This is a genomic window from Pedobacter polaris (genome assembly GCF_005116505.1).
In the GTDB taxonomy this organism is placed as follows: Bacteria; Bacteroidota; Bacteroidia; order Sphingobacteriales; family Sphingobacteriaceae; genus Pedobacter; species Pedobacter polaris.
Genome location: NZ_SWBR01000002.1, coordinates 983950 through 997965, shown reverse-complemented (window position 1 = coordinate 997965; position 14016 = coordinate 983950). Strand labels below are relative to the sequence as shown.

At 34.7% G+C, this 14016-nt stretch carries 10 protein-coding genes; 2 read left to right on the top strand and 8 right to left on the bottom strand.

From position 1 onward, the window contains the following. Nucleotides 1–501: 501 nt before the first annotated feature. From FA048_RS10315 to FA048_RS10305, 3 genes are all read right to left on the bottom strand, one after another. Nucleotides 502–3150, bottom strand: coding sequence for a TonB-dependent receptor (locus FA048_RS10315; RefSeq protein WP_136840529.1), 2649 nt, complete (start codon nt 3148–3150; stop codon nt 502–504). After that, nucleotides 3147–4112, bottom strand: a complete 966-nt coding sequence (locus FA048_RS10310) for a GLPGLI family protein (protein ID WP_136840527.1) — start codon at nt 4110–4112, stop codon at nt 3147–3149. Before FA048_RS10310 ends, FA048_RS10315 begins: the two co-directional genes overlap by 4 nt. Nucleotides 4113–4260: 148 nt before the next feature. After that, the gene (locus tag FA048_RS10305; protein WP_136840525.1) at nt 4261–5226 is read right to left on the bottom strand and encodes a GLPGLI family protein; all 966 of its coding nucleotides are present in this window, start codon (nt 5224–5226) and stop codon (nt 4261–4263) included. 687 nt (nt 5227–5913) lie between these two features. On the opposite strand from FA048_RS10305, the gene rplU reads away from it, so the two are divergent. After that, a complete protein-coding gene (rplU, locus tag FA048_RS10300; protein WP_136840523.1) occupies nt 5914–6225 on the top strand; it encodes a 50S ribosomal protein L21 in 312 nt (103 codons plus the stop codon). Between the two features lie 61 nt (nt 6226–6286). Beyond that, complete coding sequence (gene rpmA / locus FA048_RS10295; protein ID WP_136840521.1) at nt 6287–6736, top strand: 50S ribosomal protein L27; 450 nt, start codon at nt 6287–6289, stop codon at nt 6734–6736. 126 nt (nt 6737–6862) lie between these two features. Here rpmA and FA048_RS10290 read toward each other — a convergent pair whose 3' ends face one another. The 5 genes from FA048_RS10290 to FA048_RS10270 form a co-directional block, all read right to left on the bottom strand. Then, nucleotides 6863–7825 (bottom strand): polyprenyl synthetase family protein, encoded by a 963-nt coding sequence (locus tag FA048_RS10290; protein WP_136840519.1) that lies wholly within the window; start codon nt 7823–7825, stop codon nt 6863–6865. 3 nt (nt 7826–7828) lie between these two features. Continuing rightward, nucleotides 7829–9013 carry a carboxypeptidase-like regulatory domain-containing protein gene (locus tag FA048_RS10285; RefSeq protein WP_136840517.1) on the bottom strand — a complete coding sequence of 395 codons (1185 nt, stop codon included), beginning with the start codon at nt 9011–9013 and terminating at the stop codon, nt 7829–7831. A gap of 2 nt (nt 9014–9015) precedes the next feature. Continuing rightward, nucleotides 9016–11151: a ribonuclease R gene (rnr, locus tag FA048_RS10280; RefSeq protein ID WP_136840515.1), complete on the bottom strand. Its 2136-nt coding sequence runs from the start codon at nt 11149–11151 to the stop codon at nt 9016–9018. A gap of 162 nt (nt 11152–11313) precedes the next feature. Further along, on the bottom strand, nt 11314–13032 hold the full coding sequence (locus tag FA048_RS10275) for an ABC transporter ATP-binding protein (protein WP_136840513.1): 1719 nt from the start codon (nt 13030–13032) through the stop codon (nt 11314–11316). Further along, the gene (locus FA048_RS10270; protein ID WP_136840511.1) at nt 13032–13745 is read right to left on the bottom strand and encodes a 3'-5' exonuclease; all 714 of its coding nucleotides are present in this window, start codon (nt 13743–13745) and stop codon (nt 13032–13034) included. Before FA048_RS10270 ends, FA048_RS10275 begins: the two co-directional genes overlap by 1 nt. Nucleotides 13746–14016: the final 271 nt, after the last annotated feature.

The following is a 14016-nucleotide window of genomic DNA, read 5'->3' as shown; positions in this document are numbered from 1 at the left end:
CATCATTATTGTGAAATTGCTTTTTCACTGCTGTGGCAAGCTCTTTATTGTTTGCTTACTAAGCGATGGTTTTTTGATTGTTATTACTTTTACTACGCTCACAGGATGGCCTGAGAGAAGATATCGCTTCAATCTGCGCTATTTAATTTAAGACAGTACAAGGAAAACCGAGAATAGTTGTTCTGTTCTGTGTATGATAAACCTTACCGAAGCGAAAAGCCCACAGACGAGGTACGAGACGAGGACTTGCAGCAAAGGGCAGGGCTAACTTTAAAATGAAATGGTGTATTTGCTTTTCAAAAAAAATCCCGCAGATAACGCTGATGTGTTGATTCTTAAATAGCTTTTAATTTACCTCGAAAGGGAATTGCTTTGTCGTTCCTCCTCGCAAAGACGGTTTGTTGATAAAAAAAGCCCTTCAACTTTATAGTATCAGGGCTCTTCATTGTTTGTGTGATTTATTAACTATTAACTATATTTCGCCCATCCAGGCTAATGCTTTTAAAAATTAAATGTTGCTTTCATCATTGCCACCCGACCAGGAATATAGTAGGTGCCTGATGAGAAAGAGTTGGCTGAAAGATAGTTGGCTTCAAATTTTTTAATGTTTGCTAAGTTTGTAATGCCAAATTCTAAATCTGTTTTTAACTTTTGCATCCTGTACCTTATGTTAAAATCGGCGAATAAATATTTTAAATTTGGTTGTGTAGTTTGATGTGTAAAAATATGCTCAGCAGACAAAGTCATAAATACACTTTTAAAAGCTGTAGCAGTTATAGACGATTGCTGTCTCAATTGTTGGTTGTTGTTCTTAATAGCACTTGCACTAGTAGTTTTATTGGTGCTAATGACGTAGGTTGCGTTGTAAGACCAATTGATGAAGTTATTGATCTTAGAATCTATACCTCCCTTATATGCTGTGCTTTGCGATGTAAAAGGTAGTAATACATTGTTTTGCAGTTGCTCAAAAGTAGATTGGTTAAAACTTGCTCCAACGTTAACCGTGCTTCTTAAATCGAAAAGATATTTACTGGCATTTGCACTAAAAGCTAAGCTTTTCATGTCATTTGGTAGTGATATAACCACACGTTGCTGAATGTTATTAGCTAAATTATAAGAAGAAATTGTATTAACTGTAGAAGTAGAATAACTTGCATTTAGGTTTAGGAAAAGCATTTGCATCGCCTTGCGGAAGTTAAAACCAGCACCAACCGATTGAGATTTACTTTCTGTTATGGGTGCATCATTAGCGAATAACGACCTGTAATTCTTTAGAATAGTACCTCTGTAAACATCGTCAATCCCGCCTAAGTTATTGTTATAGCTATAATTTGCCGTTACATAATTCTCTATGCCTGTTTGGTATTTTAGGCTTAAAGATGGATTCACAAATATCCTGTTCAGGTTTTTATCTAAATCTTTGGTCTCATCGCTGTAGCTAATGTAATTGTAGCTAATTGGTAAGCCTAAACTTGCCTTAAACTTGCCAGAGTTATATTCGTACGTAGCATCTGTATATAATTTTGTTTTTAGCCATTCTAAATTATTTGTCATTTGCGCAGAAACCAGTTCTGTGCTTTGATTATTTTGCACTCGATACAGTTCTGAACCCAATTCCTGATGTTGTACGTTAAACCCAACCCTGTAAGTTTGTGTAAACTTGCTGTTTACAAAGGCAAAAGCAGTGTAATTATTTGTGTACCAAGTAGGTAATTTTACATACTGATTTAAGCCTGCAAAGGAATTACCATTATTTAAAATAGCTTCATTTAAACCAGGGGTGATGTTTAAAACTTCTGGCTGTGTAGCCCTGCTTACATAAGAGAAAAAGTTAAAAGTATTATCAGATTTTAATTTCTTACGATAAACCAACTCATTAGAAATATCAAAATTTTTCTGGTTTAGGGCCTGATTGGCGCCAATCCCGTTAGTAGTTACATTAGAAACAGTATTACTTAAGCTATAATTGGTTACTAAATTATCGCTAAAATAATATTTATCAGCATTAGCTAACACGTTTAGTTTGGCCTGCAGTTTCTGAGGATTAATTGCATTTTGCTGCACCTCATTATAGGTTATGGTTTGTCCAGTTAAATAAGTTTCAGAAAATTTGCTGTACTGCTGGTCTCTTTGATCGTACAGGTAAGCAATATTTGCCTTCACCTGTAAGTCTTCACTAAATTTATACAGGTTATTTAAATTGGCAAGGCCAGCCTTGTTAAATAAGGTTCTTTTTTGTGGTAGGGTAGGTACACCAGCCGCACCTGCAGAAAGAAAGCCGCTAGGTTTATCGTTACCAGAATTTCCACCAAAAAAGGATGTTAAATCGATACCCGGATCTATACCAATATTATTTCCTTTAATGTTATTGATGAATTTTATTTTCTTTTTAAACATCATAGCATTGGCATTACCATCAAACCGATCAGGAGTGCCTAAACCAGCTCTAATATCACCCAGTACTTTTAATTTGGCTTCATCTTTCATCACTAAATTTAAGGCTACATCATCGCTCATGTTATTTTTGCGAAGCATTTTTACAGGTTGATCTTTTTCTATAACCTGCACTTTATCTACAGCACCATGTGGAATGCTTTTAGTGCCAATGCTATATTTATCGTCCAAAATATTATCGCCATCAACATAAAGGGCTGATATTCCCTTTCCATTGTAACTTACTTTGCCATCTTCACTAACCTCAATGCCTGGCATTTTTTTAAGTACATCGCCAATAGACCTGTCTTGTTTATCGGCAAAATCTGATGTTTTGTAATTCAGCGTATCGCCATTTAATGTAAGAGAAGGACGATTTTTTACCACAACCGTTTTAAGGTTAGTTTCACTTTCAACCATTACCAAGTCATAGCTTTTATTTAATTCGACAACGGAGATTATTTTTTTCTCGTAGCCTATTGTAGTGGCCTCGATAGATAAATCCTTGTTTTCTTCAGTAAATGATAAAATGAAATTTCCTTTATCATCTGTTCTGGTGAAGCTTAAAATGTTACCTTCCTTGTCTTTTAAATTAATATTTGCAGATACAACCGGAACACCTTTTGCATCTCTAACTTTTCCTTTTATTTGTTTTTGCGCAAAAGCAGAAGTAAATCCAAATAAGAAGAAAGCTAGTATAATGATGAACGCTCTCATTTGGTTTCGGGTAATTCTATAGGGTTATTAATTACTATTTTAGCAGGGGCAGCTCCAGTCGGACTTCCAACCGATCTTCTTATGCTTGTGCCGGTAGCCATTGTAATGCCTTGAGCTGCCATTTGTGCATTCATGAATCCTTGTGGATCTTTGTCTCGTGCTTCTTTTAATTTATCTAAATCTTTCTTAGTGGTTTTTACAGCATCTGCTGGAAGCTTAATTTCTGCACCTAAGTAAGTACTTCCACCCTCCATGCCTATGATTTTTACCACACCCGGCCCCCCATTTGGAGTTGTTATTTTAGGCTCGTTTGCTGCTGCATTTTTTACATCTTCTTCATTTACTTTTTCAAAACCAGCAAAAAGGAATTGAACTGTTTTGGTTTCATCATAGGCTTGGATAACTAAACCTGGTAAACCATTTAATTTCCAAGGACCACTCTGGAAAGGCAAATCTGATGCGAACCAAGCCGTCCAATTTCTGCCTTTAAAATAAGCCGTTGCTTTTTGACAATTGATGCCAGAGAAACTTGTGGTGTCTTTGGTTATTTTCCAGTTTATTTTTGGTGCCTCTTCTTCTACTAAATAAATAGTGAAAAGACGCTCTTTGGTGTAAAACTTATTTTCTTTGGCGAAATAAAAATAATCTAGATCTGAAACCCTTGTCGAATTGGTTTTGTTAATATTGATACTCATATTGGCAGAGCCTGCTTGGTTTTTCATCTGCTCCGCAATTTGCTTTTGCATTTCTAAATCACGATTTAACTTATCATAACTGGTGTAAACCGATGCATTTTTACCAATTACCAATAACATATTTTCGGTATATGGTTTGTCTTTTTGAATGGTGTCTTGTAGGTGTGTAAAGCTATACCTTACTCTAGCTAAAGCCTTATCTGGGTTTTGTGCAGAAGCAATGGAAGAAATTGCAATAGCAAATAATGTGATTAAAGTAGTTTTCATAATATGTTTGTTTGGTTTATTATTTTATATTCATCAACACCTTCATTCCCGTGAAAACGGGAATCTTAAAACGTCATGTTTTTTGCCTTCAATAGCTTTAAGATTGCCAGTCAAGCTGGCAATGACGCTAATCCGAAGCCAAGTAATTTTATTTCTTTTCTGGTAATTCAATAGGATTATTCAATACAATTTTTGCCAAGGCTGGTCCTGTGGTTTTTGGCATCGCATAACCAACAACAGATATCACTCCTTCGTTTCTAGCCGCCGCTTGTGCTTTCATAAATCCTTGGGGGTCTTTATCTCTCGCTTCTTTTAGGTTATCCAGCTCTTTTCTGGTTGCTTTTATCGCATCTGTTGGAAGTTTAATCTCATTCCCTAAATACGGACTAGCACTACCACCATCTCCTATTCCAAATGCACTTATGGTTGTGCCCGAAAGTGTCATTTTGGTAACTGGGTTTGCATCTGTTTTTGTTGCTTCATCTTGTGCAGTAACGTTTTCCATTCCTGCAAACTGAAAGGAAACTGTTTTTGTGTCATCATAAGCTTCGATAATTAAACCTGGCAAACCATTCAATTTCCACGGACCACTTTGAAATGGTAATTCTGTAGCATACCAAGCAATCCAGTTTCTACCTTTAAAGTAAGTAGTGGCTTTTTGGCAATGGATGCCTGAGAAACTGATAGTATCTTTTGTAATCTTCCAGTTGATTTTAGATGTAGGTTCCTCCACGATGTAATTATTGAAAACACGTTCTTTAGTGTAGAATTTATTTTCTTTAGCGAAATAAAAGTAATCTATTGAAGATGTAGGTTTGTTACCACGATTATCTAAATTGATATTCATATTATTACTACCAGCTTGATTTTTCATCTGTTCTTCTAATCGTTTTCTTAACGCTATGGTCTGATTGATTTTTTCATAACTGGTATAAACCGATGCGTTTTTGCCGACTAAGAGCAACATATTCTCAGTATAAGGCCTATCTTTTTGGGTAGTATCCTGAATATGAGTAAAGATGTAGCTCACTTTTGTAAGCGCCTTATCAGGATTTTGTGCTAAGACTGTGGTGCTAATTGATAAAGCGATTATTATTATCAGTAAAGTTTTCATATAGATTTAATTATATGTAATTAATTATTCGTAAATCTACGATTATTTCGTAATACTAAAAATGATTTAACAATTTTTAACGAATAAGTAGGGTGCTTAATCTGTAGGTAGATTTAAAATATTTATTAACTAACTGATTATTAGTGTTTTGATGTTGGTGAATGTAATTTATAAACAGCTATTAAATGAGTTAGTTTATTCTGCTCTACCCGTTGTTTTACGAATATTTCGTAGAATTAACTTGCTTTATTACCGAGATGATAACTAGCGTAGGGAGATTTTGTTTTGAATTCGTCATTGCGAGCCTCTGTTTTTCACAGAGCGAAGCAATCTTCTCCATACAATGGCGCCATAATCTGAAAGGAGAATGCTTTGTACCTCGCAATGACGCTTGGGTGCATAACTAGAAAAGTTTAACTTAATGACATTGAGTGAACACGTAGCGCAGCGAAGTAAACGGAAAGCGGGGTCGCAATCCTATAAAACACCAACTTGCTCTTCTAAAACTTATTTTTCTGCCTATTTAAGAGAAATTATTTATAATAACTATTAGCCATCAACCATGAACCATTGTCCATCCAACAGCCTTGTAAATTATTTTCGTTATCTGTTTGTGTTTGAATAGTATTTATTCTATATTTGCACCTCGATAAAAAAATAAACAAATTAATAAATAATTATTTAACAATGTACGCAATAGTAAATATAGCAGGACAGCAATTCAAAGTTGCAAAAGACCAGCACCTTTTTGTACACCGTTTACAAGGAGATGAAGGCGCTAGTATTGAATTTGACAATGTATTGTTGGTTGATAATGATGGTAAAATTACAGTAGGGGTTCCTGCAGTAAAAGGTGCATCGGTTACAGCTAAAATCGTGTCTCATTTAAAAGGTGATAAAGTAATCGTTTTCAAAAAGAAACGTAGAAAAGGTTACAAAAAGAAAAATGGTCACCGCCAGTATTTCACCAAAATCCAGATTGAGAGTATCACTCTGTAGTTAACTGATTAGCAAATTTATTAATTAGCTAATTAGCTAATTATATTAAAGATAAAATAAAATGGCACATAAAAAAGGAGCCGGTAGTTCTAGGAACGGACGTGAATCGCATAGCAAGCGTCTAGGTATTAAGATCTTTGGTGGTCAAGAAGCTATCGCTGGTAACATTATCGTTCGTCAACGCGGAACAAAACACCATCCAGATAAAGGAGTAGGTATTGGTAAAGACCATACTTTATTCGCTTTAGTACCTGGTATTGTAACTTTCAAAAAGAAACAAGATAATAAATCTTACGTTTCAGTATTACCTTTAACAGTTGAAGATGCAGCTCCAGTAGCAGCACCTAAAAAAGCTGTGGCTAAAGCTGCTCCAAAAGCAGAAGCTGCACCAGTTGCAACTGAAGAAAAAGAAGCAAAAGCACCTGCTAAAAAAGAAGCAGCAGCGCCTAAAGCAGCAAAAGCACCTGCTAAAAAAGCAGCTAAAGCTGATGATGCTGAAACAGCAGAATAATATTGTAAGTTAATTACAACAAAAAAGTCCCGATCAATTTGATCGGGACTTTTTTGCTTTGGAGGAGTTTATGTGATTTATCCTTTGATAGGCTCAGGATGACAGGATTACTATAGTAAACCAATGCTAACTATCTCTTTTTAAAATCTGTTGTACTAATTCCCTAAAGTTGTTTTTCTTTTCATCTGCAACTGCCAAACTATCTAGTGCTGCTGTAGCTTTTGATAGATATTTATTCATTTCGATAGTAGCAAGCTCTTTAATTTCGTACTTGTTGTAAAGTTGAGTTACTTGATTAACCTTTACATCTTGATCAATTGCTATACTTGTTAAGCTATCTACTTCATGTTCTTGTGCTAATGCCAATGTTTTTAGATGAAGAAATGTCTTTTTATTAGAAATGATATCACCGCCTACTTGTTTTCCAAATTTTTCTGGGTTGCCATAAACATCTAAAATATCATCTTGTAATTGAAAGGCAATACCAAGATTTTCTCCAAATTTATAAAGTAAATCAGCATCAGCTGTACTAGCACCACCAACAATAGCACCTAATTTCATTGCCCCACCTAATAATACAGCTGTTTTAAGGCGAATCATTTCTATATACTCATCAATGCTTACATTGTTTCGTAGCTCAAACTCCATGTCTAGCTGTTGCCCTTCGCAAACGCCTTGTGCTGTAGCATTGAAAGTATCTAATACAGGTTTTAAAACTAGAATATCAACTTTTGAAAGGTGTTTGTTAGACTCTACCATCATCACATCACCACTTAAAATAGCATTGTTAACTCCCCACTTTTCGTGAACAGTTGCTTTTCCTCTTCTTAAAGGAGCATTGTCCATAATGTCATCGTGTACCAAAGTGAAATTATGGAAAGTTTCAATTGCTAAGGCAACATCTAATGCCTTGTTAATATCAGTTGTGAAAAGTTCTGCAGCCATTAGCACCATTACTGGTCTAATTCTTTTGCCGCCTAAACTCATGATATAACGAATAGGTTCGTAAAGGTTATTTGGGTGGTTTGGATATACTATTTGAGGGATCGCTTCCTCTATTATTTCTTGTAATTGAGTAGGGGTATGCATTATTTATGGGTTAATCATGGTACCGAAAGCTTGTTTGCTTTCCATCATCTTAATAAATGAATCTTCTAAAGTAGTTTGTTTTACAATTGGATTATCTTTCCAAAAACTTGAATCATAAGCAATAGATTCTATTACCTTTTTATCTTTTGTTTTTCTATTCAGGGCTTCAAATTGCTGATTTTTCAAATCGTTATCAACTTTGTAAACAGTTAATAAAGAACTTATTCCTGAGTTTAATTCTTGCCCTTTAACAGCTAGTGTGATTAAAAATTTTGTTGATACACTTTCTAATACAGGAATAGGATGTCCTTCACCATTAAAAGTAGCTACTGTAGTTACTGCTGGTGGATATTTTGCTGTAGCATCTGACAAAGAGATTGGGAGATTATAAACGTTGTTTTCTAACCTGTAAATTTTCGAATCATCAATTCCAATATAATAAGTTGAGTTAACGTAGTACTGGTTTTTCTTTCCCTTTTTATACTTACAAGAAACAACTGCTATTTTTTGCGAAGCCTGTTCAATATACTTATCTATCGTTATGGTAAAGTCACCAAGATTCTTTAGGGTTACAAATTTTCCGCCTTTTTCTGGCATCAAATATCCGCTATAAGAAAAAGTTAAGTAAGACTGATTGTTCAATGAAAATGCTAAACCATCTTTTAGTTCTGCATAACGACTTTGCTGAGCAGACCATCCTTGTACGCGTTTTGTATTCCACTTTAAGTCATAAAATAGCTCATAAATTTGCGTAGGTTTATTATTTACTGTAGTTAACTGCCTATAAAATGCATTTGTATAAAAATTAGTGGTTGCATTTGCAGTAGCCAGTTCTAAAGCTGCTTTTAAAACCCTTTGACCTTGAAATGGATCAATTGTAACCACATTTAATGTCAATGTAGCAGGTTTTAAGCTGATTACCAATTTATCAGGGTTTTGTGCTAAATTTAATTCTACCAATAAATAACTAATGTGACTTGCCCTTAATTTAATAGGATAGGTAGGAGGTTTTAATATGAAATCGCCATTCTCATTGCTCACGGTAGCATTGTTTGTACCAACACTACCTACAGATACAAAGGGAATACCTTTGCCAGTAATTTCATCTATCACCCTTCCTTGAAGGTTTTGTGCCTTCACTTGTATGAAAAATGTAACTAGTAAAATGCAAAGGGATAGTTTTTTCATAGTTAATCTTGAATCAAAGTAAAATCAATCTGACGTTTAGAAAGGTCTACTTTTTTAACTTTAATCTGCACTTCATCACCCAATTGGTATTTTTTATGTTTTCGCTGACCAACGATACAGTAATTTTTTTCGTCTAAAACGTAAAAATCATCAGTAATATCTCTTAAACGAACCATTCCTTCACACTTATTTTCCGAAATCTCAACATACATACCCCATTCTGTAACTCCAGAAATAATTCCCGTATAAATGCTACCTATGTTTTCTTCTAAATATTCTGCTTGTTTATATTTAATAGATGCTCTTTCTGCATCTGCTGCACGTTTTTCCATAGCAGATGAATGAGAACTTGCATTTTCATATTCATCAATATTGGCAGATTTGCCGCCATCTAAATAAATGGCTAATAAACGATGAACCATTACATCTGGATACCTACGAATAGGAGAGGTAAAGTGTGTATAATGGTCAAAAGCTAAACCATAATGACTAGTTTTTTTAGTGGTATAAATTGCCTTAGCCATAGATCGAATTGCCAATTGAGTTAACATATTCTGCTCCTTTTTTCCTTCTACATCTAACATTAGATAATTTAGGGACTTGGCAATATCCTTATCGGTTTTCATGTTGATTTTATAACCAAAACGAGATGCGAAAGTAGCAAAGTTGTTTAGGTTTTCTAAGTTAGGAGAATCGTGTGAACGATAAACGAATGTATATTTATTCTTACCATTTCCTTTTTTAGCAATAAATTCTGCCACTTTTTTATTGGCCAATAACATATAATCTTCAATCAGCTTATGCGCATCTTTACGTTCCTTTATGTAAACGCCAGTTGGTTTTCCGCGTTCGTCTAGTTTAAATTTAACTTCAGTGCTTTCAAAACTAATGGCACCGTTTTTAAACTTTCTATCTCTTAAAATATAAGCTAACTCATTTAATTTTAATATTTCTTCAGCAAAATCACCTTGTTTGGTTTCAATTACTTCTTGGGCCTCTTCATAGCTAAAACGCCTATCAGAGTGTATAACTGTTCTGCCGAACCATTGATTTAAAATATTAGCTTCTTCATCCAACTCAAAAACAGCGGCAAAACACAACTTATCTTCATTAGGGCGTAAAGAACATACCCCATTACTTAAGCGTTCTGGCAACATCGGAATTACACGGTCCACTAAATAAACTGAGGTTGCACGCTCGTATGCCTCTTTATCTAAAGCACTGTTAGGTTTTACATAATGAGAAACATCTGCAATATGGACACCAATTTCATAATTTCCATTGGCTAGTTTTTTAAAAGAAATTGCATCATCAAAATCTTTTGCATCAGCAGGGTCAATGGTAAAAGTAACAGTATCTCTAAAGTCTTTTCTACCTTTTATCTCTGCTTCGCTGACATTTTCTGGTATTGCATTTGCTTCTTTTTCAACTTCAGCTGGGAAACTCAAAGGGAAACCATATTGAGCTAAAATGGCATTCATCTCTGTATCATTCTCACCCTGCGTACCCAATACATTAATAATTTTGCCAATAGGGTTTTTAGCACCTTCTGGCCAATCTGTAATGGCAACCTGCACTTTCTGACCATTTTTAGCCCCATTTAAATCACTCAATGGCACAAATATATCTTGATGCATTTTGCGATCATCAGCAATTACAAATGCAAAACGTTCACTTACTTTAGCAACACCAATAAAATCTGTTTTTACCCTTGAGATAATCTCTACAACTTCACCTTCATTTTTGCGACCGCTTGTTTTTTTAGCAAATACATACACTTTTACTTTATCGCCATTTAAAGCATTGCGAAGTTTGCGGGGAGCAATGTAAATATCCTTTTCAAATTCATCATCAGGCACTATAAAAGCAGAACCATCAGCGGTCATATCTACAGTTCCAGTTACAAAGGTTTTTAGCTCTTTTAAACGAAATTTTCCACGCTCAGGTCTAATAAATATCCCTTTTTCAGTTTGTTCTACTAATATTTCTAAAATGGTTTCTGCAGAAGCACCATCAGTTAAATTCAGCTTTGCTGCAACTTGTTTATGATTTAGTGCAATATTTTTATTTTTCTCGAAAATATCTGTAATTAACTGAGTTAAAACGAGTTTTACTTGCGAATTTTTGTTCTTTGCCATAGCTATCTACGTATGGTATCGAAGATAGCAATTGTATATTTAGCTTGGGCTATTTTTTCTAAGAAATAACGTTTCTATAACAAAAAACAGTTGTTTTTTGTTTAATATGAAGACCTAGGTTTCTTACTATTTTTCGTTCCCATACTAAAGGGGGCAGGGTAATTAAACAGCTATATTCTCTCTTCCAGGAATAGCTTCTATTAATTTCTTGGTGTAAGCTGCTTTTGGTGAGTTGTAAATGATCTCAGGGAAACCTTCTTCTTCTACTTTCCCCTTATTCATTACAATCATACGGTCTGAAATGTGTTTAACTACTGCTAAATCATGAGATATGAATATATAAGTTAAACCAAATTCTTGTTGTAGTTCTCTTAACAAATTTAAAACCTGAGCTTGTACTGATACATCTAAAGCAGACACAGATTCATCACAAATGATAAATTTTGGTTTTAATGCCAAAGCCCTTGCAATTACAATTCTTTGTCGCTGTCCACCAGAAAATTCATGAGGATAACGATCAAAATGTTCTGGGTTTAAGTTTACTTTTTCTAATAAATGTAAAACATGAGCTTTGCGTTCTTGATCGTTTTTGAAAATGTGGTGTACCTGCAAAGGTTCCATAATGGCATTTCCAACAGTTATTTTAGGGTTTAAGGAAGAATAGGGGTCTTGAAAAATAATCTGCACATCTCTGCGCACTTTTCTTAAATCGGCTTTGCTTAATTTAATTAAATCTCTTCCATCAAAAATAATATTACCCGATGTTGGTTCAACCAAACGTAAAATACTTCTGCCTAAAGTAGTTTTGCCACATCCAGATTCGCCAACCAAACCTAATGTTTCTCCTGGAAAAACGTCAAAAGTAATCTCATCAACTGCCTTTACATAAGAGGTCGTTTTCCCAAACAATCCTTTTTTAATTGGATACCATGTGCACAAGTTTTGCACTTGCAATAATGGTTTTTGGCTATATAACTCATGGCGTCTTAACTCAATTTCTTGATCGGTATAACTGTTGATTTCTAGTAAATGTTTGATACCCACATTTTGATCTTCATTTAAGAAATCGGCTACTACAGGTAGCTTTTTTAATCTTCTTTGCGGTGCTGGCCTGCAAGCCAAAAGCCCTTTGGTATAAGGGTGTTGTGGATTTTCGAATATCTGTTTTGCCGAACCCTGTTCAACAATATCACCTTTGTACATTACCAAGAGTTCATCTGCAATTTCGCTAATTACAGCTAAATCATGAGAGATGAAAACTAAGCCCATGTTTCTTTCGGTTTTAAGACGTAATAAGAGCTCTAAAATAGTTTTTTGAACGGTTACATCTAAAGCGGTAGTTGGTTCGTCTGCAATGAGCAATTCAGGGTTACAACTCAACGCCATTGCAATCATTACCCTTTGTTTTTGTCCGCCAGATAGTTGATGTGGATAACTGTCAAATATATGTTCTGGGCGTGGTAACTGTACTTCTTTAAAAAGTGCTATGGTTTGTTCTTTAGCAATTTCTTTTGTTACTTTTTGATGTAAAATGATTGCTTCTTGGACTTGATATCCGCAAGTAAAAACCGGATTTAAAGAAGTCATTGGCTCTTGAAAGATCATGGCCATTTTATTGCCACGATAATTTCTTATTTCTTGATCTGATAAATTGAGCAAGCTAATGTTGTCGAAATCTATCTCACCAGTAATATTAGTGTTTTTAGAATCGTGCAAACGCATGATAGAGAAAGAGGTAACAGATTTTCCGGAACCAGATTCGCCAACAATACCTAATACTTTACCTTTTGCTAAAGTAAAACTAACTTTATGTACAGCTTCACTCCAAGTTTTTTCTTCTCGGTTATAAAATGATATGGCAAGTTCTTTTACTTCTAACATTACTTTACTAAGGTAATATTTTCTGATGGAATTGCATCTAAACCTTTAAAACGTAACAAAATTTGTGCAGTGGTAATTACATCTTTCTGGCAATAGGTAACAATGCGTTGCAAATCTTTTTCTTGATAGTAAACTTCTTTAACCATACTGCCATCAATATCATCTTTTGGCGTTGGAATGCCAAATATAGCAGCTAATAAATTTAAAGAAGTATAGTTTTTATAGTCACCAAACTTCCATAATTCCATCGTATCGATATGGTTAATTTCCCAAGGCTTTTTGCCTGCAATTTGTAGTGGCAGTGGAATTGAAATGTTATTTACTAACATTCTGCGACATAAATAAGGAAAATCAAATTCTTTACCATTATGTGCACATAGAATTTGATCTTTTGGCTGCTGCGATAGTAGTTTGCTAAATTGGTTTAAAATATCAACTTCATCATGTCCGAAGTAGGAGTTAATCCTAAAATTAAGTTTGCCTTTTTGGTTATGAAATAGACCTACACTGATGCAGATAATTTTACCAAATTCTGCCCAAATTCCTGCTCTTTCGTAAAAATCAGAAGGTGTTTTGTCGTCCTTTCTAAGAAATTGAGTTTTGCTGTCCCACAATTCTTGCATTTGCAAAGGCATCTGTTCGAAATATTCATATAAGGGAACAGTCTCAATATCAATTACAAAAACCTTATTTAAGTTAACGTCTTTTAGCATAGGTAAAATGTTTACGATGTGAATTTAAATAGGGAAATTGAAGATAGAGAAATTATTTGAATTCCTAGCCACATCATAGCTGTACAGGCTTGTGTTCTCTAAACCCGATAGGAATGGAAAGCCCACAGGTGAGGAACGAACCGAGGACTTGAAATGATAGCGGGACTAATTTTACTATTTACATTGGTTCTGCTTTACTAAGTATTCGACAAGCTACGGATGTGAAACGGCACACGTCAGATTGATATCTAATTATAAGATTTCTCGTCGC